We start from the raw sequence: 21,381 nt of genomic DNA on the forward strand, positions 1-21,381 counted from the left end.
TGGAGAGATAGGGATTTGAACCCTAGATAGGCTACAAACCTATGCCGGTTTTCAAGACCGGTGCATTCGACCACTCTGCCATCTCTCCGCACGGCCTGCATAATAGGGAAACCCATTGGCTTTGTGAAGCTTTTTTTTAAAAAAATTGTTTAAGTGCTTAAAAAACAATTAATTTGTTTAAAGATAAAACAAAAAACTCATTTTTGGTGGTTAAATGAACTTTAATTAAAAAATAACACTCTATTGATCTACAAAGGTTTGCCCAAACATATAAGAGTTGGTAATCTAATTTTAGTTAAATTATCGAAACAAACATGTTTCACTTAAAGGAGCTCTACAATGGCATTTAATCATTCGTACAATACCGCTAAACCGGTAATGTCGACCATTGAAACAAACAAGGTACTTAAAAACACCTATTTCTTACTGGCCATGACATTAGCATTTAGTGCTGTTACGGCGGGTATTTCAATGGCATTACAATTACCTTACTTTATGGGAATTGTGTTCACACTGGTTTCGTTTGGTTTATTATTTGTTGTAAACAAAAAAGCAGACTCAGCTTCAGGCGTATTTTGGGTGTTTGCTTTTACAGGCTGTATGGGCGCAGGCCTTGGCCCACTTCTTAACTATTATGCGGCTATGCCTAATGGCCCAATGCTTATTATGCAGGCGCTTGGTTCTACTGCATTAATATTTTTTGGACTATCGGCTTATGCATTAAACACTAAAAAAGACTTCTCATTTATGGGTGGTTTTTTAACAGTAGGTTTATTAGTGGTTATTGTCGCAAGCATAGTTAACATATTCATTGGCAGCTCGCTAATGTTTATGGTGCTTAACGCAGCTGTTGTGTTAATTATGTCTGGCTTAATCTTATTTGATACTAGCCGTATTATTAATGGCGGCGAAACTAACTACATTCGCGCTACAGTGGCTTTATACTTAAACGTGTACAACTTATTTACTTCTTTACTGCACCTTCTTGGCGCAAGTGATGACTAATTAAATAGTTCTGTTAAAATAGCCCCTTTATTGGGGCTTTTTTATTGGAATTGTTTTGGCGCGATTTGTTCTTTCTTTACATACTCCTCCTTCAGATCATGACTCAACGCAACGTATTATAAAGTTTGCACATGCATGTTTAGCACAAGGCCACACCATAGATGCACTTTTTTTGTATCAAAATGGTATTTATCACGCATCAACTCATTTTGAGCTGGCCTCTGACGAGCTGCAAATCCCTATGCACTGGCAACAACTTGCAGACAAAAATATTAATTTAATGCTTTGCGTTACTGCAGCAGAAAAACGCGGTTTAAGTACAAGCCAAACCGGTGTGTTTACAGTTGCTGGGCTTGCAGAATTTGCCATGCTAGCCAGTGATGCAGATAAATGGATACAGTTTAAATGAAAAATGTTTTAGTCATGAGCCAATCCAGTCCCTTTGATGAACTTAATACCCGCGATGCCCTAGACATGTCGCTTATATTTGCCGCAGTTGATCAAAATATTAGCTGGCTATTTAGCGGCCCCGCCGTGCTTGCTTTAAAACATAATCAATCAACAGAGCAACTGGGTGTAAAAGATTTTTTTAAAAACATCAAAACGCTTGAAATCTATGAAGTAGAAAACATATACGTATGTGAAAAATCATTACTTGATTACAACTTAAACAAATCTCAATTAATTATTGATTCAATCAGCCTCAATTACACTGAGCAACAACAGTTGATCTGCCAGCAAGATTTTGTGGTGAACCTATGAGTACATTACATATTTTTTCTAAGCCACTGGCTTATTACGACTCAACCCAGCTTGAAAACTTAATCAAAGACACTGATAAAGTACTCCTTGTTGGTGATGCCTGTTACGCCGCTAAGCAATATTTTCAATTAAACGATTCGCTATTGTTGCTTTTAGAGGATGCGCATGCACGCGGGGTTAAACTAAGTCCTGGCCAATCAATTATTAATTACGATGAGTTTGTTGCCCTGACACTATCTACTAACCAATCTATTACCTGGTAACCTATGCTTGAATTTAATAATCAACAAATCGATACAGATAAACAAGGCTACTTGCTCGATTACACCATGTGGACAAAAGAGTTGGCCCCTATTATTGCCGAGCAAGAAAACATTATCTTGAGCGAACAACACTGGGAAGTGATTAATTTTGTTCGCGATTTTTATTTAGAATATAACACCAGCCCAGCGATAAGAATGCTTGTTAAAGCCATGGCTAAAGCACTTGGCGAGGACAAAGGCAATAGTATTTATTTGTATAAATTATTCCCGAAGGGGCCTGCAAAACAAGCGACTAAAATTGCCGGATTACCTAAGCCCGCTAGGTGTATTTAATGGTGAATAAACCAATGCATAACCGCGCAACTAAAAGCACTAACAAACGCACTACAGGTAGAACTTACTCACGCAGTGCATTCACTAAAAAAAGCACAACTTCGCGTGAAGTTAAACCCGCGATAGCAGCTAAAGATAGAAAAATTGTTTTATTTAACAAACCATACGATGTGCTTTGTCAATTTACAGATGATGCCAATAGAAAAACGTTAGCTGAATTTATTCCCATTAAAGATGTATACGCAGCAGGCAGACTCGACCGCGACAGTGAAGGGTTATTACTTTTAACAAACTGCGGAAAGCTTCAAAATACCCTTACCGCACCAAGTAAAAAAACCAATAAAACCTATTGGGTGCAAGTTGAAGGCGAGCCAAGTGCAGACGCTATTAATGCCCTATGTAAAGGTGTTGAACTAAAAGATGGTATTACCTTACCCGCAAATGTAAAAATTATTGATGAGCCTGAAGTTTGGCCTCGCGTGCCACCGGTTAGAGAGCGAAAATCGATTCCTACAACGTGGTTAAGCATTACAATTAACGAAGGACGTAATAGGCAAGTTCGTCGTATGACTGCGCATGTTGGGCACCCCACATTAAGGCTTATTCGCTACAGCATTGGTAATTATACGCTTGATGGCATTGAGAGCGCTCAGTACAGTGTTATCAAAGGTGGTAAAAATGCATAAGCCCCATGTGACGGTTGCTGCTGTAGTAAAAAAAGGAGACCGCTTTTTACTAGTAAAAGAGCGAGATAAATTTACTGCTACTATTTGCTATAACCAACCTGCCGGCCATTTAGAACTAGACGAAACACTGGCTCAAGCAGCCAGCAGAGAGCTTTTTGAAGAGACAGGTTTAACCTTAACCCCAATTGGTTTAGTCGGTATTTACAACTTACATGCAGCAAACGGAATACATTATTTGCGCTTTTGTTTTCTGTTTGATGGCGCTCAAATCACTACTGAGCCCTGCCCAAAAGATGCAGATATAATGAGTGCTGACTGGCACACTTTAGAGGACATAAAAACGCTGCCTCTCAGAAGCCATCTCGTTTTAAAATGCATTGAAGACAGCCTGAATCGCCCTATTCAGGACGTTAGCTTTATTTATGACGATAATTAAACATTTTCACTTTGTATAATTCTCAAATCTATATAAATAGTCCAACGCTATAAATTAACTTAATGCTAAACAATTTCGTCCCTGCCTTTTTGAATAATAAAGTGCGCTATCGGCGGCCTTAACAAACTCTTTTTGATCGCAATTATCATCTTCACCAATCGCGTTAATACCCATACTAAGGGTTAAGTAACCGGTAAAACTATCTTCATGAGGGATACGGAGCTCTTCAATTGCCTTTTGAATATGCTCAGCTATAAACAAAGCCCCTTGTTTATCTGTTTGTGGTAGCAATACAACAAACTCTTCACCGCCATAACGCGCTACAAAATCTTCGGTACGGCTTACCGTACACGCTATTGCTTGCGCCACGTTATACAAACATAAATCACCTTCAACATGTCCGTAGCGGTCGTTAAATAGTTTAAAGTGATCAATATCAATTAAAATAATCGCTAAATCGTCACCACATTCAACAGCTTTTTCAAACTCTTTACTTAGCTTTTCATCAAAACGACGTCTATTTGCTATTTGCGTTAGTGAATCTAAAAACGCCATATCGCGTAAAATATTTTGATCTTCCAAACGTTTGGTCGCATCGTTAAATACGGCAATATATTCATCCCCTAAGTTAATGCCAGATACTTCCATCGTAATCGTATTACCGTTTTTACATGTAACATGATAATCATGCGCGGGGATGTCTTGCCCTGTTTCATTGCCCACTTCTAACGCCGCTTGCCACGTTTTTTTCACAGATTCTCGATAGTGAGGGTCTGGGTATGCATTAACCCACCATTGCTCTAAGTTAGGTAAGTCATCGACGGTATAACCAAATACATCTATAAAGCGTTGATTAACCCTAATAATATCACCTGTTTTCGCACATACATTAGAGATAGGCATAGGCAAAATAGTAAATAAATGGGCGTAGTGGCTCATCTCGTGGCGCTTCATAGGATGATGCATTTTTTTAGATAAGAAACTGTACGGCGCATCTTCTTTTTCGTGCGAAAGTGAATGTTCCATTGTTAATACAAAGTACCACTCTTTCCACCACTTTTGTGTTGCTTCAATTAAAGCTACTTCAGATTGGTTTATTAAATCTAGAGAACTGGAGACAGAATTAAAAATATCATCAACTGGGCAAGCGTGTTGAAAATCTACAGGTAAGGTATGTTTAAAAATTTCATGAAAAAGTTTATAGGCTGATTGCTTAAACTCACTCGTCGGGTTTTCTAGTAACTGCTTCACGTGAAAACTAGAATTTGTGGTATAAAATGTTATTAAAGTCGAAAGTTTTTTTACCTGAAAGGCGTAGTTCATATATTCATTCCATTGAAAATATTAAGGCTATAAATGCAGAGTTAATACAAAAATCCTGCTTGCCTCTTAAATTATTCTGCAAACACAAGGTAATATGCTCAACATTATTATGTGCTCGGACAATAATGGCACCGAAATAACTTTTTACAATGGCTTATTTAAATTTTTCATCATTTTTTATTTCAAATGCGATTCAGTCTTATTTGCTATTGGTTATATGAATAAAATAACGACAAAAACGTGCGTTTGCGCTACTCCTCCCTTTAAGCAAAAACAAAATGCGTGCTATAATCGCGGCCTTTCCAAGTTAACAGCAAACTGTATAAGCGAAATTATTCATGAGCGAAAATAGTCACATTAAAGTCATCGTTGGTATGTCCGGCGGTGTTGATTCTTCTGTATCTGCATATTTATTACAGCAACAGGGCTACCAAGTAGAAGGCCTGTTTATGAAGAACTGGGAAGAAGACGACAATGACGAATACTGTGCAGCCGCTGAAGATTTAAAAGATGCGCAAGCAGTGTGTGACAAATTAGGCATCGAGCTTCATACCGTTAACTTTGCAGCAGAGTATTGGGATAACGTTTTTGAGTACTTTTTAGAAGAGTATAAAGCGGGCCGAACGCCAAACCCTGATATTATGTGTAACAAAGAAATTAAGTTTAAAGCGTTTTTAGAATTTGCTGCCCAAGCACTTGGCGCCGATTTTATTGCTACAGGCCATTATGTTCGTCGTGAATTACGCGACGACAAGTACGTTATGTGCCGAGGCTTAGACGATAACAAAGATCAAAGCTATTTCTTATACACTTTAAGCCATGAGCATATAGGCCAAACCCTTTTCCCAGTAGGTGATATAGCTAAACCTGAAGTACGCCGTATCGCAGAAGAGCAAGACTTAATCACCCACGATAAAAAAGACAGCACCGGTATTTGTTTTATTGGGGAGCGCAAATTTAAAGACTTTTTACAAAAGTTTTTACCTGCTCAACCAGGTGTGATCGAAGACACAGATGGCAACAACGTAGGTGAACACGAAGGGCTTATGTATCATACACTAGGCCAGCGTAAAGGGTTACTAATTGGTGGCATGAAAGAAGGCTCTGGCGAGCCATGGTATGTTGTAGATAAAGACGTTGAGCGCAATGTACTGGTTGTAGGGCAAGGTAAAGACCACCCTCGCCTTTACAGCAATGGCCTAAACGCTAATCAATTACATTGGGTAGACCGTGTTGGCCCGCAAGGCACCACGCGCTGTACCGTTAAAACTCGTTACCGCCAAGAAGATATTAATTGTACCCTTCTCGTTGGCGAAGATGGTATGGCACGCGTATTGTTTGATGAGCCACAAAAAGCCGTTACACCGGGTCAGTCAGCTGTATTTTATGCCGATGAGGTGTGTTTAGGTGGTGGTATTATTGATTCGGTGATCAAGTAATGAATGAACACCAAGTCATGGCGCTTGCCGCCATGTGCCAAGTGGCTAAACAAGTACAAAAAATTGCCCAGTACGGCAGTGCAAACGATTCAGATTTAGATGTGCTTTTTACAAGTATTGTACAAACATCTCCCGCATCACCGGTTGATGTTTATCAAGGTACGCATAACTTACGCGACGGCTATAAAACATTAATGGCACAGCTGACTGCTGGCACTCAAAAAGATGTCGAAATAGTTAAGTACGTAGGTGGTTTAATGCAACTTGAACGTATTTTAAATAACGAGCCAAAAAGCTTAGCTGAACTTGGCCGCCGTATCGACGACATTCATCGTCGCTTAGATCACTTTGCCATAACCGATGACACCGTAGTTGCCGGTTTAGCAGATATATACTCGTCGGTGCTAAGCCCCCTTGGGCACCGAATTCAGGTTTATGGTAAACCCGAGTTATTAAAACAGCAGCAAACGCAAAATAAAATTCGTGCACTTTTATTAGCAGGAATTCGCAGTGCTGTATTATGGCGACAAATGGGCGGTAAACGCCGTCACTTTTTCTTTGCAAAAAGAAAAATTCTCGCTATTGCAAAAACAAAAATTTAATTATCGTTCAAAACTAAAATTTAGGAGTTATTATGGAGCTTTCAGCGTTAACCGCTATCTCTCCAGTGGATGGTCGCTACGGCAGCAAAACCACTGAACTACGCAGTATTTTCAGCGAATTTGGCTTAATCAAATACCGCGTAACCGTTGAAGTGCGTTGGTTGCAAGCCTTAGCTGCAGCAAGCGATATTAAAGAAGTACCTGCATTTAGCGAACAAGCCAATGCACTATTAAATGCCATTGTTGATAACTTCAGCGAAGCAGATGCACAGCGTGTAAAAGACATTGAACGCACCACAAACCACGATGTTAAAGCGGTAGAATACTTACTAAAAGAAAAAGTAGCCGATAACAGCGAAATCAACGCTATCAACGAGTTTATCCATTTTGCTTGTACCTCGGAAGATATTAATAACCTATCTCATGGTTTAATGCTTACAGAAGCTCGCGATAAAGTATTATTACCATACTGTGACCAATTACTTAACGCCATAAAAGAAAAAGCCATTGAGTACAAAGCAGTGCCTATGATGACGCGTACCCATGGCCAGCCAGCTACGCCTTCAACTATGGGTAAAGAGTTTGCTAACGTATACATGCGTTTAAAACGCCAACGCGACCAAATCGCACAGGTAGAAATGCTAGGTAAAATTAACGGTGCTGTAGGTAACTACAATGCCCACTTAAGTGCTTACCCAGATTACGATTGGCACACTCATGCAAGTAACTTTATAACAAGCCTTGGTTTAACGTTTAACCCGTTCACTACCCAAATAGAACCGCATGACTACATTGCCGAACTATTTGATGCTATTGCTCGCTTTAACACTATTTTACTTGATTTTGATCGTGACGTTTGGGGTTACATTGCCCTTAACCACTTCAAGCAAAAAACCATTGCTGGTGAAATCGGCTCTTCAACGATGCCGCATAAAGTAAACCCTATCGACTTTGAAAACTCAGAAGGCAACCTAGGCATCGCAAATGCTATATTTGCTCATCTTGCTCAAAAACTGCCTGTTTCTCGTTGGCAACGTGACCTTACCGACTCTACGGTACTGCGTAACTTAGGTGTGGGCATGGGCTACACGCTTATTGCTTATCAATCGACACTTAAAGGCGTAAGCAAACTTGAAGTAAATGAGCAACGCTTACTCGAAGAGCTTGATCAAAACTGGGAATTACTTGCAGAGCCAATTCAAACGGTTATGCGTAAATACGGTATCGAAAAACCATACGAAAAACTTAAAGATTTAACGCGTGGTAAGCGTGTAAATCAAGAGATTATGGCCGACTTTATTGATGGTTTAGACCTGCCAGAGCATGCAAAAGTTGAAATGAAAAAACTAACACCAGCCAACTACATTGGCCGCGCTGTTGAGTTTATTGACGATTTAGTTTAAGTAGTCAATTGCAAATATAAAAAGCGAAAGGATAATCCCTTTCGCTTTTTTTGTACTAAAAATTATAGGCCTACTCTATGTACCAATTAAAAATAAACACCCTCAGTGAACAAGAATTTTTAAACCAATATTGGCAAAAAAAGCCGCTATTGATTAAACAAGGTTTTACAGACTTTCAAGACCCAATAGAGGCTGAAGAGCTTGCCGGTCTTGCAATGGAAGAAAGCATAGAGTCGCGTATTGTTACTAACCATAATAACGATTGGCAAGCATACCAAGGCCCATTTGAAGACTTTGAAAAACTCACTGAGCAACACGCAACTTTACTGGTACAAGCGGTTGATCATTGGCATAGCGATGCTGCACAACTGCTAGAGCCGTTTAGGTTTATACCTAACTGGCGAATAGATGACTTAATGATCAGCTACTCTACCCCTAAAGGTGGAGTGGGCCCACATTTAGACCAGTATGATGTATTTATAATCCAAGGTGAAGGTAAGCGCCATTGGCGTGTTGGCTTGCCCGACCCTACTCTTAAGCAATTTACACAAAATAAAAAACTACTCCAGGTTGAGCAATTTGAAGCGGTAATAGATTGTATTTTAGAACCCGGCGATATTTTATATATACCACCTGGGTGCCCACATGAAGGCTATGCTATAGAAAACGCCTTAAATTATTCAGTGGGTTTTAGAGCGCCTAACCAACAAGACTTATTTTCGAGTTTTGCCGATCATATTATTGATACTGATAGCGGCCAAAAACGCTATTCTGATCACACATTAACGCTAAGAGACGCTAAAGGTGAGCTTTTAGATAGCGAAGCCAATAAAGTTAAAACCCTTATGCAAGCGCTTCTTAATAACGATGAGTTATTTAAACAATGGCTGGGTAACACTCTAAGTCAGCCCAAGCATGAAATGGACTTAGCACCGCTTGAAGCCCCTTTAACTTGCGAACAAATGAGTGAATTAATTGCCAGCAATAACGATGAGTTTGAGCGTTTAGGTGGCACACGTGCTATTTTTCAGCAATGTGAAGATACCTTACTGCTAAGCATTAATGGTGAGAACTATTTATTACCCCTCTCGGATTTAAAAGCCGTTAGACTTTTAACTGATAATAGTTATTTTAACACTGAAGATTTAGACCAAGCCCAACCAAGCCTAGTTTTTATTCAAACTTTTACTACACTAGTTAATGAGGGAGTTTGGTTTAACTAGGGGTGTTCTATGAGCTATCAAGTTAATAAAGTAGAGTGGGATATACAAAAAGACCTGCTACAACAAATACGTGAAAAGGTTTTTGTATACGAATTACACATCCCCAAACGCATAGAATTTGATAGCCTCGATAAAATTGCTCACCACGTTTTAGTGACTGATGAATGCAAATTGCCTGTTGCTACAGGCAGGCTTTGTACCGACGGGTTAATAGGCCGAATTGCTGTACTGCCAGAGCACCGAAATCGTCATGTATACACATCGCTGCTGACCTTTATTGTTCAACTAGCCGCAAACGACGGCCATAAAGCCATTAGTATTAATTGCATATTAAATGAAGTAGAGCGTTTTAAGCAAAATGGGTTCAAGCAGCAAGGCACTGTATTTATGGAAGCAGGCATACCCAGACAGCGTATGCTCTGTGAAGTATCGCAGTTTGTTACCAAACCCTTTACGTTAGTACATTAAAAAAGGGCGTAAATTGCCCTTTTAGATGTTCATACATGCGTCTTTCTATTTTGGCTCATTGGCCCAAAGTTGCTCGTTTTCATGCATTTCGTATAAACCATGAGCACGGTTTATAAGTAAGTTAGCAAAATCTACTTGGGTTTTATCACGAGCACCCACACTCATTATTTGATCGGCTTTTAACTGCCATTGTAACGAAAAATAACGCATGGCATCGCGTGCATCTTTTGCTGCACTTACTTCAGCATGATCTGTTGGTAAGCGCCCTGTTATCACCCAATAGCTCTTACCGTTTTGTGCTTTAAATTTCCACATAGCACACAGTGGCGCTAAAAAACGGCTATCTTTGTCTATTACTGATTTAGGCATAATGCCTTTTTCTGCTAAATATTTTTGAGCGTTTTGAAAACATTCGCGTTGCCAAGCAACACGTTGCTGCTCTATTTGTGCTTGCTCTTGCGCTGTTAATGGTTTTTTTTCTTCTTGCTGCATTTTATTAACCTTTACTGCTTTTTTCTACACTCTAAGTGCATAACAAATAAGGTGCAAGCATAAAACAGTTGCTTTGCACCTTAAATACATCATTTGATTTGTTTTTAGCCACAATTACGTTTAAACAATAATAAATCGCTGTTATCTTATATTGTGATCAAACGAGCCCACATCTCCTGGGAACACCACTGGCGATTCAATCCCGTCATTACTTATCGCTGCAACACCAAAATAGTAGTTATCAATAACCACATTTTTAAGTGTGGCCGTTGTAACTTTCCCAACATCTTGGCTAAATTGCCATTGTGGCTCACTGGTATAGCGCCAATAAATACGATAACCGGCTATATTATCATCATCTGACTTTTGCCACGAAAGCGTAGTATTAGCCTTAACCGCGCCTTCAATTTTCACCTGCTTAGGGGGTGCTGGGGCCCACGCCATTGAAGCCATAGTTACAGCGTTAAGCGAGGTAAGTTTTGCAGTGTAGTCAAAATCAACACCATCTATTGTATCGCCATAAACCACGCCATTTTCAGTGCGCAAGTCTTGATGCTGTCGGTCGTAATGCTCGTTAGTTTCCATAATTCTGACTGCAGCAAAACCTGCATCGTTAAAGGGTCTATGGTGCCCACCTCGGCCAAATCTATCTAACCGGTAAACTAACATTGTATCTAAATTTGGGATGTACCTATCAGCAATAGTATCTATATAGCGGGCTAAATTACGGCTCGCTGAGTCTACCTCACCGCCGGTAAATCGCCTCGTACGCGCCTGCTCTTTAGTTTCTACTACACGTGTTCCTTCAGAAAATATGCGTGCCGTTGTATTGTCGGTAACGCCATTAATACCGGTAATGTTGCCAATCATATCGTTATTTAAAACGCCATGAACTTGCCAATCATGCTTTTGCGCATACGCTGTGAGTATTTTACCACCAAACAAGCCTTGCTCTTCGCCCGAAAGTGCCGCATATACAACTGAGCCATTAAATTTATATTTGCTAAGTACACGTGCAGCTTCAATAACACCTGCCACGCCCGAGGCGTTATCATTGGCACCTGGTGAATCACTGGTAAAGTCCATAACATCACTCACGCGCGAATCAATATCGCCCGACATAATCACCATTCGGTTTGGCTCAGTACTGCCGCGCTGAATTGCAACAATGTTTACTACTTCAACAGGATTAGGGATTCGTTTTTCACCTGATATGGTGTCTTTAACTTCAATTACTTCTAGGCAGCCACCACATTGCGCTGATATTTTCTCAAACTCTTTTTTGATCCAACGCCTTGCAGCGCCTATGCCCCGCGTATCTGACTTAGTGTCAGAAAGCGTATGGCGAGTTCCGAAATCCACCAGCGTTTGTATATCACTCCCAATACGCTTAGCTGATACCTCGGCTGCAATATCATGTAGCTTTTGTTGTTCTTCATATTTTATGCTGGCATGAGCGTGTGCTATTAACCCTGCCGTACAAGCAAAAGCTAACGCACTCAATTTAATAAGTTTAGTTGTAATAGAAAAAGGGGTTTTGCGCATTATAAGCTCCTTATTTTTTACCTTACCTTTACTCAACAACCTAGTTAGTGCAACTATTTTGAGTTAAAGCTTTATACAAGTAAGCTCAACTGTAAAAATTAACCACAGTTACACACGCCTCCCTCGTTTATGCACCAAGCGTATTACAAACCTTGTTACATAAATATGTTATATACATTGCGTGTTTTCGTGGCAAACTAACAAGGTGTTTTATTTGTAAATGTAATCTATGCGCCAGCTTAAAGCCGATACGGTCTCTGCCAATTTAATAGCCTCTAGTAACAACCAATATGGGCCTATTTGTGTTTATCAAAATACGGCCTATCGCTGGTTAACACTTGCCCAAAATGCACAAAGCGATATCACTATTCAAGGGGTGATGAGCCTTAATAAGAATGAACAATTACTGATTGCGGTTAATCAATGTATGCTGTTATTTTTACTTAAAGCAGCTGAGCCACTACGGGTTTTAAATTTAGGTTTAGGTACTGCAGGCATTGAACGAGCCATTCATTATTTACATAACAAAACAGCTTATATAAATAACGTAGCTGTGTTTGACAGTGTAGAAATAAACCCCGCGATGATAAGCGTTGCTAAGGAGCATTTTAGTTTGCCCGCTAATCATACGGTGCACGTACAAAATGCAGAGTTGTTTGTTGCAACGTGCACGCGTACATACAATGTCATCACAATTGATATTTTTAGTGGCGATGTACACCAAGACTTTTTATCAGATAGTGTATTTTGGCAAAACATACGTCGCTGCAGTGAGCAAACCGCACAAATTATTATAAATTTAAACCCTAAAACAGGAAAAGAGCTTCAAGCTTTACTCGTCCTGTTTAGGCAACACTTTAGCTGCATCGCCCTTATAGAGTTTAACGAGTACAAAAATATTGTCGTGATACTTTCTCAGCTAAGCTTAATGCACATCAATAAAGAAGAAATAGCTCATTCGCTATTATTTAAAACATGGGCGCCCACCCTTCACACCGACATAAACAGCATTTATCACATAGAGTAATTTATCGCCCAGGTTCGTGTTTTTCATAGCATGGCAAATGGGTTTCTAATTGCTCCCAATTGGCTTTAGAGGTAACAAAATTATGCGACATTACCTGTTCTGTAATATCGTCATCTATCAACCCTAGGCGTATTCGCAAGCGAGATTTATCCTCTGCATTAGCACTGTAAATAGGTGAGCCACATGTTTTACAAAAAAAGCGCGCACGCCCAGGTTTGAAATTAAATTCAGTTAAATTATCTTCACCTTTGGTAAGTGTAAATTCGTGAGTGTTTACAAAACCATTAGTAGCAAAAGCAGTCCCGCTGTTTTTTCTGCATAGTGAGCAGTGACAATGAATAATTTGAGAAATAGCCCCTTTAATTTCAATGCTTACCGCTTTACATAGGCACGTTCCAGTATACATATAATCCCTTTTATTATTTTTAATTGCGTGTAGTTAGGTATTCTACGCGTTTAAAATATAAACGTCAGTAGAATAGATAAAATACAATATTGGTTGACTAATTTACACTAAATTGGTTATATAAATTTTAAGTTTGAAAAATCAAAAGCTACATATTGGTTTACCAATTTATAAACTTATACTTACATTAGTTAAAGAGGGATTATGCGCGTTAAATACAGCTTACTGTTAGTGGCCTGCTCAGGATTATTAGCCTGTAGCCAAAACAATCAAAACGCTCCCTCTGCAAAGTGGTTATTAGTAGATAACTTTGAACAACCACTAAAAGGCTGGACAAAGGCCGACACAGACAATCAAACTCAACCTTATGTCGCTAACCCACAAGTAACTAAAATAGAGGTTGAGGACACAACCAAAGGGATTAACCATTTTTTAATTAAAAAGCCCGCCGAAAAGGGGATTGTTGGAAACCGTAAAGCCCTTAGCTATAAAAAGCTGCCAAAAACAGTGCCAGTTGGCGAAACCTACACTTTTTTTACACGTATTAACGTTGCCTCTTTTCCAAATAACCATGCTTTTGGCTTAAGTAACTTAGAGCCAGAGCAAATAAACGTTCATGGCTACGATGCCTTCGAAGCCACTCTTCGGGTTACAGATAAAACCGAATCAAACGGTTTAGTTAATACCGGTGCGCTAATGGTCAAAACTGATAAGGGCTATAGTAATATCCAAAACTATGCACAAGCGCAATCGGCTAAACCACTTGATACAAACAGTTGGTACAACATTTGGTACGTTGTTAATAATGCATCGGTAAAAATGCAAGGCCAGCAATATAATGTATATGTACAAGGCGGCGAATTTAAAAACCAAACCTTAGTGTATAAAAATGCCACCTTTAGAATGAAACGCGAACGCCCACTTAGCTATTTTTTAGCTAACTGTAATACGGGCCCACATAAAAAGCCCTACGGAAATGGCGGTTTACGCTATGACGACATTTATATGATTAAAGGCGTAAACCTCACAAACCCTATTCGATAAAAGTAGCAGTGTAAATTAGTCGCTAAAGATCTACAGCGCGCCACTTAAATGGTATGATCCTTTTCTATTATTTGTCATTTAAGTTTATAAAATGTATCGATTATTCGAAAAAATGACCAACGCATTTCCTGAGCAAAAGCCAACGCAGCCGCCCTCTACCTTATTTGCGTTTTGTCGTCATTACACTAAAGGTATGGAGCTGTCGTTAGTTTTAATGTCTGTTAGTGCTGCCCTGCTTGCCATTTTAGAGGTATCGTTATTTAGCTATATGGGCCAATTAGTTGATTGGTTGGGCACCTACACACCGCAAACCCTGTTTGAAGAGCAAAAAACCGAACTTATAAAAATGGCGGTAGTGCTTTTAGTGATATTGCCTATAGTGGTGTTTTTTCACTCGGCTATTTTACACCAAGCATTACTGGGTAATTACCCTATGTCGATTCGTTGGTCGGCGCATAGATACTTATTACGCCAAAGTGTTAGCTTTTATCAAAACGAGTTTGCAGGGCGTATTGCCACAAAAGTAATGCAAACATCACTGGCGGTACGAGAAGCCGTTATGAAACTGCTCGATGTACTAATGTATATTGTGGTTTATTTTGGCGCTATGGTGTTTTTAGTTGCTGAAGCTGACTGGCGTTTAATGCTACCGCTTTTAGTGTGGGTAATTATTTATGCCGCCATTCAAATGTATTTTGTGCCAAAACTTAAAAAAATTGCCAGCTCGCAGGCCGATGCGCGCTCTGAAATGACCGGCCGTATAGTCGACAGCTATACAAATATATCGACCATTAAGCTTTTTTCGTACACACAACGTGAAGAGCAATACGCTAAACAAAGTATGGATGTATTTTTACAGCCTGTTTATAAGCAAATGCGTTTAGTAACCAGCCTTAACTTTGCCATTAATAGCCTAAATTACTTATTAGTATTTAGTGTGGCCGCACTATCCCTTTATTTATGGTCGTTAAGTGCAATTAGCGCAGGCGCCATTGCAGTTGCGGTTAGTTTATCGCTTAGATTAAATGGCATGGCGCAGTGGATCATGTGGGAAATAAGCAGCTTGTTTGAAAACATTGGTACCGCCACCGATGGCATGAAAACCTTATCTACGCCCATTAAAGTAGATGACAAACCCAATGCGAGCACGCTTGAAGTTACTAAGGGCAATATTGAATTTTCAAATGTTCACTTTAACTACGGCAAAGCCGCTAATGAAACCAATCGCGGCCCGGTAATGAACGGCCTAAACCTACATATCAAACCCGGTGAAAAAATTGGCTTAGTGGGTCGCTCTGGCGCTGGTAAATCAACATTAGTTAATTTACTGCTGCGCTTTTACGATACCGATTCGGGGACGATTAAAATTGATGGCCAAAACATTACCGATGTAAGCCAAGAAAGCCTTCGCCGCTATATAGCCATGGTTACGCAAGACACTTCCCTGCTTCACCGCTCTGTAAAAGATAATATTTTATACGGCCGACCCGATGCCTCAGAAGCCGAAATGCTCAGCGCTGCCAAGCAAGCTAAAGCACTCGAGTTTATAAGCGATTTAGAAGATAGCAAAGGCAATAAAGGGTTTGATGCTCAAGTAGGCGAGCGCGGTGTAACCCTCTCCGGTGGGCAACGCCAGCGTATCGCTATAGCGCGGGTATTACTGAAAAATGCACCTATTTTAATACTCGATGAAGCCACCAGCGCGCTCGACTCAGAAGTAGAAGCCGCAATACAAGCAAGCCTAGATGATTTAATGACAGGTAAAACTGTGATTGCCATTGCTCACAGGCTATCGACCATTGCGCAAATGGACAGACTTATTGTACTTGATGAAGGACGCGTTGTAGAGCAAGGCAACCACGAAGCGCTCATTGCACAAAATGGTATTTATGCTGGGCTTTGGGCGCATCAAACCGGTGGGTTTATTGGTGTCAGCTAAAAACTAAAAAGCAAAAGGGCTAATTACAGCCCTTTCGCTTTTTTATACTAACGGTTTAATAGCCTTTAATCGCGTGGTATTAAGCCATTAACCTTAAGCCAATTAAAATTAGCATAACAATATTGGCTATAAAACTGATTAAAAAGAAGTACGTGCGTGGGCTTGGGTTTTTCTCTGTGGCTATAACGTAATACAGCGCCATATGAATTAATCGCGCTATTACATACACCCAAACGCACATGGCAAATATAGGGCTTTGGTAATTTATAACAAATGCAAACAACACAGTACCAATAAACAACGCGCTGTTTTCTAGTGTGTTATGAAAAGTACGGTGGGCTCTAAATATAAAACTGTCGTGCGATAAATCATCGCTAATTTTACCCGGTACAGCATTAGGTTGTTTAGCTTTGCTAAAGGTAGCTACCGACCACTGTACCACTAACATTATTAAATAAACGTAAAACGCCATATAGGCAGAAAGCGCAACTTCAGTCATTTTTATGTCCTTAAAATTGTTTTAACTCAGTAGTTACAGCAAGTTTTAAGCCTAAAATAAGTTCATTATAATTAATGACTTGTAATTTATAAGTTCAATAATAATGTAAAAGCTGCAAACCTATTTATAAATGTTACCCACGAATTAACTCCTTAACGTTAGGGTAATTGATACCACTGCGTGATCGGTTGTTAAATCGTCTCGTTCGTATTCTGGGTTTATTAAATGCCTGTCGTATGTATGATAATCACTCACTTCATAAAAGCTATCATCGTAACTTGGGTCAAATTCACACGAGAGTAAAATATAATCAAGTATCGTACTACTCGTTCCATAGTAATGGGTAGGGCTTCGATTTAATAATGGCGCAGCGGGGGAATTACTTTGTTGAGCATCTGGATGGCTGGCAGCGTTTTGCTGGGTGTTGTGCGCCGTAAATTGGCTCATTTTTAGTGTTTTAAATAACTGCCACGCGTCATTTAAACAATATTTTGCAAGGTATGTTTTAACATCAAACGCTGGGGCAAATCGCAATGTATTCGTTAGTAAATGGCTCAACACACCATCGGCAAGGTCGTTATTAAAATCGCCCATTAACACCATAGGCTGTTGTGTAGCTTCGCGTCGGGCAATCATTTCTATCATTAGTAAAGTAGCTTCACTACCGCGCTGAATGGTTGAGCCCCACGAGCCGGCCACATTTGCTTTGAGAGCGTCTATTATGTTTTTTTCGCTTGAGGGTGGCTCGGTTTTGGCTGAGCTAGTAGTACTTTCATCGCTTTCAATCATGGCTCGTTTTGACTTGAAATGCACTACATAACAGTCGGTATTACCTACATGGGGTAATTTAATGATTGCTCTTAACACCTTACGGCTAAACGTAAAATTACTATTAAGGCCAAGCATTTCAACAAGCTCGGTATTGTGCTTAACCGCTGCTACATCAACAATCTCAAATTTAGACGCTATTGCCACGACCGGGCGTTTAAAAATAAAATCATCAATCACCTCTGGTGTATCAACCACAGCAAAATATGTATAGCCTTGCTGCGCCATTAACGCTTTTAGCGATTCAATACTAAATACTTCTTGAAAACCTACTACATCAGGCGCGTACTCATTTAAATAATCTACAATCCAACGCTGTTTGCGTGCCCATTGCTCTGCGGTATAAATTTTTTCAAAATCGTAATACGCATTAGGCGGCTCAAGGTAGTTAAATAAATTAAACGTGGCTATTTTAAATCGCGTGTTTTTTACTACAGGCTCGTTTAAATCAGCGGCAAGTTCAGCCTCAAGCGTAGTGTGATGTAAAGTCGATTCAAAATTACTGATAACAATAGCCTAGCGAATAAAAGTGCATTAATTATACCCTAAAGGGTTTAAAGTTCTAAACCGTGAATTATTCTCAACATGCAAATAAAGCCCTTTATTTACGCTATACTGCCCTCCTCGTTATTAGCGCACACATAGGTATTATGAACTACTCAAATTTTGGTACTAAATTTACACAACCCAACGGAATAACGCAGCTTATGGAAGATTTAGGCAGCGCTAACGCAAGCAATAATCCAAATATTGTTATGCTAGGTGGCGGTAACCCTGCACACGTACCACAGGTTAATGCTGTATTTTTAGATGAATTACAAAAGCTAGTAGCCAGTAATAAAGTATCGCAAGTATTTGGTTTGTACGACGGGCCAACTGGCAATGACGAATTTAGAGCGGCTCTTGCTAAACACCTCAATAGCGAGTTTGACTGGGGCTTAACACCACAAAACATAGCACTGGGTAACGGCAGCCAAGCTAACTTTTTTGTATTGTTTAATATGCTTGCGGGCAAAATGAGCGATGGCACTAATAAGCGTATATTGTTTCCGCTTGCGCCTGAATACGTAGGTTACGCCGACCAAGGTTTATCTGATGATATGTTTGTGGCAATAAAACCCGACATCGAAATTTTAAATACCCCCAGTGGCTCTAAGCAGTTTAAATATGTCATTGATTTTGACGCGGTAGAAAACGTATTAGCCAACGATACCAGTATTAGTGCACTGTGCGTATCGCGCCCTACCAACCCAACTGGTAATGTCATTACCGATGAGGAAGTACGCCATCTAGACGCCCTTGCACACAAGTACAATATTCCCCTAATTATTGATAACGCCTACGGCGACCCTTTCCCGGGCTGTATTTACACCGATGCAAACCTTACGTGGAACTCAAACATTATATTGTGTATGTCGCTTTCAAAATTGGGCTTGCCAGGCCTGCGCACTGGTATTGTGGTTGCCAATAACGAAATAATTAAAGCCATTGGCCGTGTTAACGGCTCTATGGTGTTATCGCCTAACGCTATTGGCCCAAGCTTAGTAACCCGCTTAATTAACGAAGGCGAATTACTGCCTTTGTGTAAAAATACGGTATTGCCTTTTTATAAAAATAAAGCAGAGATAGCCATAAACCTGTTTGATGAAATTTTTGCAGACTTGCCTGTTTATTTACATAAACTCGAAGGCGCGTTTTTTATGTGGCTATGGTTTAAAGACTCAAAAATAACCAGCGAAATGCTTTATCAAAAACTCAAAGAGCAAGATGTATATATAATTCCTGGGCATAACTTTTTTATTGGCATTGAAGATAGCTGGGAGCATAAACACCAGTGCGTACGCATTAACTACGCTAACGATGAAGCTACTCTCAGAAAAGGCTTAGAGGCTATTAAAGCGCTTATTATGTAGCGCTTTAATAACGCTTTACATCGTATTTCAACGTGGTGGTTAACTTTTAGCGTTAGCCACTGTGTTATTTATTTAACCTACTGTTTAAGGGCTAACGCCTTGGTTAATAAGGCAAACAGCAAGCCACCTAAAGCACCTGCTAGTAACTGAAAATAAAATCCCCATCCACGTGCGCCCGCTATAATATGAATATTCATAATCGACTCAATGGCCACTAGCACCACGGCAAAAGCAGTGATACCCGATGCCGCAAATAACACCATGCTGTATTTTTCAAACTTTTTAATAAGTAACACAACAGCAAAAAAAGCGATAGCTAAAGCAATGGCAATAATAGCGCCATAGGTAGGTAATAGCCCTAACCAATCATCTAGCGTTAAATCAATACGGTTGCTTAAGCTGACCACAACGCCCACATCAACTAATTGATTGACAACGTATTGGCTATGAAACAAGCTAGCAAGCGTAAAGGTAAATAACCAAGAAACTAAAAATATAGGGAGTAAACGTGTTAAAAATGGCATGGTTATCTCAACTTAAAGTAAAGCTTTTTTCTTACAGTAGCAAAGGCTTGCAATGTAAACAACGACTCTCTCAATTAGCGCTATGGCTGTTTGTAGGGCTTTTTGTGTCTACCGCCAGTGCTGCTGAATTACCTAAAGAGCAATACAGTACTCACACAGTCGCTACAAAATTAAATTCGCCGTGGAGCATGGTTAAGCTACCAAACGGGTCATGGCTAATTACAGAGCGCGACGGCCACGTTGTTATTGTAAAAAACAATCAGCAAACTAGAGTGAATTTAAACCTTGAAGACTTATACGTTGCAGGCCAAGGCGGCTTACTTGATATAGTGCTCTCGCCTAATTTTAACACCAGCAAAGAAGTTATATTTACCTACGCACAGGGCACAGCTGAGGCTAATCGCCTAGTAATTGCAAAAGCCACGTTTAATGGTACCGGCTTTTCAACTCCTGTTATTATTTACACAGTAGCGACTGATAAAAATACCCCACAACACTACGCTGGCCGCGCCCTCTTTTTACCCGACAACACTCTACTTTTTTCAACTGGTGATGGCTTTGATTTTAGAGAGCAAGCACAAGTTGTAACCAGTCAACTTGGCAAACTATTACGCATAAACCTAGATGGCACTATTCCAAAAGATAACCCATTTATTAATCACAAAAACCCCAATGCACACGCTGTTTACTCGCTCGGTCACCGAAACCCACAGGGCTTAGTGTATGATTACGATACCGAGCAAATTATTAGCCACGAGCACGGCCCCGCCGGTGGCGATGAGCTAAATTACTTAACGCCAGCTACCAACTACGGCTGGCCGGTGATCACCTACGGTGACGATTACTCACAAGCACGTATTTCTCCATTTAGAGACTACCCCGGCATGCAAAAGCCAAGCGTAGATTGGACGCCATCAATCGCCCCATCGGGTATGGCATATTACGGCTCTAAACACGCCGCATTCCCTTCACTTCAAAAGCATGTGCTCATTACCACCCTCGTTGATAAAAAGCTCTACAGCGTTAATCTGGCTAATGGCAAATTCACACAATCACACGTATTCCCAGAAACAACAGGACGATTAAGGGATGTGTATGTCACCACTGAGGGTAATGTAGCGATATTAATGGATGGGAAATATGCTGAGCTGATGTTGGTAAAGCCAGAGTAGTTCACAAAGGGGATTAGAGGCGCTTCGCTATAATAGCGGCTTAAGGTGG

General features: G+C 40.1%; 24 protein-coding genes and 1 tRNA gene. 17 read left to right on the forward strand and 8 right to left on the reverse strand.

Translation table 11 applies throughout. The annotated features are described in order from the left end of the window. Positions 1–88: transfer RNA gene (locus AN393_RS14395), tRNA-Ser, on the reverse strand. A gap of 251 nt (positions 89–339) precedes the next feature. Here AN393_RS14395 and AN393_RS14400 point away from each other — a divergent pair. Genes AN393_RS14400 through AN393_RS14430 form a run of 7 tightly spaced genes read left to right on the forward strand, consistent with a single transcriptional unit; the run spans position 340 to position 3,485 of the window. Continuing rightward, positions 340–1,005 carry a Bax inhibitor-1/YccA family protein gene (locus AN393_RS14400; RefSeq protein WP_004586716.1) on the forward strand — a complete coding sequence of 222 codons (666 nt, stop codon included), beginning with the start codon at positions 340–342 and terminating at the stop codon, positions 1,003–1,005. A 55-nt stretch (positions 1,006–1,060) separates the two neighbouring features. Beyond that, positions 1,061–1,414 carry a sulfurtransferase complex subunit TusD gene (gene tusD, locus AN393_RS14405; RefSeq protein ID WP_055014280.1) on the forward strand — a complete coding sequence of 118 codons (354 nt, stop codon included), beginning with the start codon at positions 1,061–1,063 and terminating at the stop codon, positions 1,412–1,414. Further along, positions 1,411–1,767, forward strand: a complete 357-nt coding sequence (locus tag AN393_RS14410) for a DsrE family protein (RefSeq protein ID WP_055014281.1) — start codon at positions 1,411–1,413, stop codon at positions 1,765–1,767. The genes tusD and AN393_RS14410 overlap by 4 nt, the downstream gene beginning before the upstream one ends. Next, complete coding sequence (gene tusB / locus AN393_RS14415; RefSeq protein ID WP_055014282.1) at positions 1,764–2,030, forward strand: sulfurtransferase complex subunit TusB; 267 nt, start codon at positions 1,764–1,766, stop codon at positions 2,028–2,030. The genes AN393_RS14410 and tusB overlap by 4 nt, the downstream gene beginning before the upstream one ends. A gap of 3 nt (positions 2,031–2,033) precedes the next feature. After that, a complete protein-coding gene (locus AN393_RS14420) occupies positions 2,034–2,363 on the forward strand; it encodes a TusE/DsrC/DsvC family sulfur relay protein (protein ID WP_055018461.1) in 330 nt (109 codons plus the stop codon). Continuing rightward, the gene (locus tag AN393_RS14425) at positions 2,363–3,049 is read left to right on the forward strand and encodes a pseudouridine synthase (RefSeq protein WP_055014284.1); all 687 of its coding nucleotides are present in this window, start codon (positions 2,363–2,365) and stop codon (positions 3,047–3,049) included. The genes AN393_RS14420 and AN393_RS14425 overlap by 1 nt, the downstream gene beginning before the upstream one ends. Continuing rightward, positions 3,042–3,485 carry an NUDIX domain-containing protein gene (locus AN393_RS14430; protein WP_055014285.1) on the forward strand — a complete coding sequence of 148 codons (444 nt, stop codon included), beginning with the start codon at positions 3,042–3,044 and terminating at the stop codon, positions 3,483–3,485. Before AN393_RS14425 ends, AN393_RS14430 begins: the two co-directional genes overlap by 8 nt. A gap of 54 nt (positions 3,486–3,539) precedes the next feature. Here AN393_RS14430 and AN393_RS14435 read toward each other — a convergent pair whose 3' ends face one another. Continuing rightward, on the reverse strand, positions 3,540–4,808 hold the full coding sequence (locus AN393_RS14435) for a sensor domain-containing diguanylate cyclase (RefSeq protein ID WP_055018462.1): 1,269 nt from the start codon (positions 4,806–4,808) through the stop codon (positions 3,540–3,542). A 338-nt stretch (positions 4,809–5,146) separates the two neighbouring features. Here AN393_RS14435 and mnmA point away from each other — a divergent pair, with 338 nt between their 5' ends. The 5 genes from mnmA (at position 5,147) to AN393_RS14465 (ending at position 9,943) form a co-directional block, all read left to right on the forward strand. Then, positions 5,147–6,247, forward strand: coding sequence for a tRNA 2-thiouridine(34) synthase MnmA (mnmA, locus tag AN393_RS14445; RefSeq protein ID WP_055014287.1), 1,101 nt, complete (start codon positions 5,147–5,149; stop codon positions 6,245–6,247). Beyond that, complete coding sequence (hflD, locus tag AN393_RS14450) at positions 6,247–6,849, forward strand: high frequency lysogenization protein HflD (RefSeq protein WP_055014288.1); 603 nt, start codon at positions 6,247–6,249, stop codon at positions 6,847–6,849. Before mnmA ends, hflD begins: the two co-directional genes overlap by 1 nt. 32 nt (positions 6,850–6,881) lie before the next feature. Next, positions 6,882–8,252, forward strand: a complete 1,371-nt coding sequence (gene purB, locus AN393_RS14455) for an adenylosuccinate lyase (protein ID WP_055014289.1) — start codon at positions 6,882–6,884, stop codon at positions 8,250–8,252. 77 nt (positions 8,253–8,329) lie between these two features. Next, positions 8,330–9,475 (forward strand): cupin domain-containing protein, encoded by a 1,146-nt coding sequence (locus AN393_RS14460; RefSeq protein WP_055018464.1) that lies wholly within the window; start codon positions 8,330–8,332, stop codon positions 9,473–9,475. A 9-nt stretch (positions 9,476–9,484) separates the two neighbouring features. Further along, positions 9,485–9,943 carry a GNAT family N-acetyltransferase gene (locus AN393_RS14465; RefSeq protein ID WP_055014291.1) on the forward strand — a complete coding sequence of 153 codons (459 nt, stop codon included), beginning with the start codon at positions 9,485–9,487 and terminating at the stop codon, positions 9,941–9,943. Between the two features lie 45 nt (positions 9,944–9,988). Here AN393_RS14465 and AN393_RS14470 read toward each other — a convergent pair whose 3' ends face one another. After that, complete coding sequence (locus AN393_RS14470; protein ID WP_029772653.1) at positions 9,989–10,435, reverse strand: DUF4826 family protein; 447 nt, start codon at positions 10,433–10,435, stop codon at positions 9,989–9,991. 141 nt (positions 10,436–10,576) lie between these two features. Next, the gene (locus tag AN393_RS14475) at positions 10,577–11,980 is read right to left on the reverse strand and encodes a M28 family metallopeptidase (protein ID WP_055018465.1); all 1,404 of its coding nucleotides are present in this window, start codon (positions 11,978–11,980) and stop codon (positions 10,577–10,579) included. A 229-nt stretch (positions 11,981–12,209) separates the two neighbouring features. On the opposite strand from AN393_RS14475, the gene AN393_RS14480 reads away from it, so the two are divergent. After that, positions 12,210–13,007, forward strand: a complete 798-nt coding sequence (locus AN393_RS14480) for a hypothetical protein (RefSeq protein WP_055018466.1) — start codon at positions 12,210–12,212, stop codon at positions 13,005–13,007. A 1-nt stretch (position 13,008) separates the two neighbouring features. On the opposite strand, the gene AN393_RS14485 is transcribed toward AN393_RS14480, so the two are convergent. After that, the gene (locus AN393_RS14485) at positions 13,009–13,413 is read right to left on the reverse strand and encodes a GFA family protein (protein ID WP_055018467.1); all 405 of its coding nucleotides are present in this window, start codon (positions 13,411–13,413) and stop codon (positions 13,009–13,011) included. 204 nt (positions 13,414–13,617) lie between these two features. On the opposite strand from AN393_RS14485, the gene AN393_RS14490 reads away from it, so the two are divergent. Next, the gene (locus AN393_RS14490; protein WP_055018468.1) at positions 13,618–14,457 is read left to right on the forward strand and encodes a hypothetical protein; all 840 of its coding nucleotides are present in this window, start codon (positions 13,618–13,620) and stop codon (positions 14,455–14,457) included. Between the two features lie 91 nt (positions 14,458–14,548). Further along, entirely contained in the window at positions 14,549–16,396 is a 1,848-nt protein-coding gene (locus AN393_RS14495; RefSeq protein ID WP_055018469.1) for an ABC transporter ATP-binding protein, read from the forward strand. Between the two features lie 79 nt (positions 16,397–16,475). Here the strand turns inward: AN393_RS14495 and AN393_RS14500 are convergent, their stop codons facing one another. Together AN393_RS14500 and AN393_RS14505 are read right to left on the reverse strand one after the other, a co-directional pair. Beyond that, a complete protein-coding gene (locus AN393_RS14500) occupies positions 16,476–16,895 on the reverse strand; it encodes an MAPEG family protein (protein ID WP_029772660.1) in 420 nt (139 codons plus the stop codon). Between the two features lie 144 nt (positions 16,896–17,039). Beyond that, positions 17,040–18,134: an endonuclease/exonuclease/phosphatase family protein gene (locus AN393_RS14505; RefSeq protein ID WP_055018470.1), complete on the reverse strand. Its 1,095-nt coding sequence runs from the start codon at positions 18,132–18,134 to the stop codon at positions 17,040–17,042. A 239-nt stretch (positions 18,135–18,373) separates the two neighbouring features. Between AN393_RS14505 and AN393_RS14510 the strand changes: the two genes are divergently transcribed. Continuing rightward, positions 18,374–19,636 (forward strand): valine--pyruvate transaminase, encoded by a 1,263-nt coding sequence (locus AN393_RS14510; protein WP_055018505.1) that lies wholly within the window; start codon positions 18,374–18,376, stop codon positions 19,634–19,636. Between the two features lie 77 nt (positions 19,637–19,713). Here the strand turns inward: AN393_RS14510 and AN393_RS14515 are convergent, their stop codons facing one another. Beyond that, positions 19,714–20,160 (reverse strand): hypothetical protein, encoded by a 447-nt coding sequence (locus tag AN393_RS14515; protein ID WP_055018471.1) that lies wholly within the window; start codon positions 20,158–20,160, stop codon positions 19,714–19,716. On the opposite strand from AN393_RS14515, the gene AN393_RS14520 reads away from it, so the two are divergent. Continuing rightward, positions 20,145–21,332: a PQQ-dependent sugar dehydrogenase gene (locus AN393_RS14520; RefSeq protein ID WP_055018472.1), complete on the forward strand. Its 1,188-nt coding sequence runs from the start codon at positions 20,145–20,147 to the stop codon at positions 21,330–21,332. The genes AN393_RS14515 and AN393_RS14520 overlap by 16 nt on opposite strands. Positions 21,333–21,381: the final 49 nt, after the last annotated feature.

It is taken from the genome of Pseudoalteromonas sp. P1-25, from assembly GCF_001401805.1.
GTDB lineage: Bacteria > Pseudomonadota > Gammaproteobacteria > Enterobacterales > Alteromonadaceae > Pseudoalteromonas.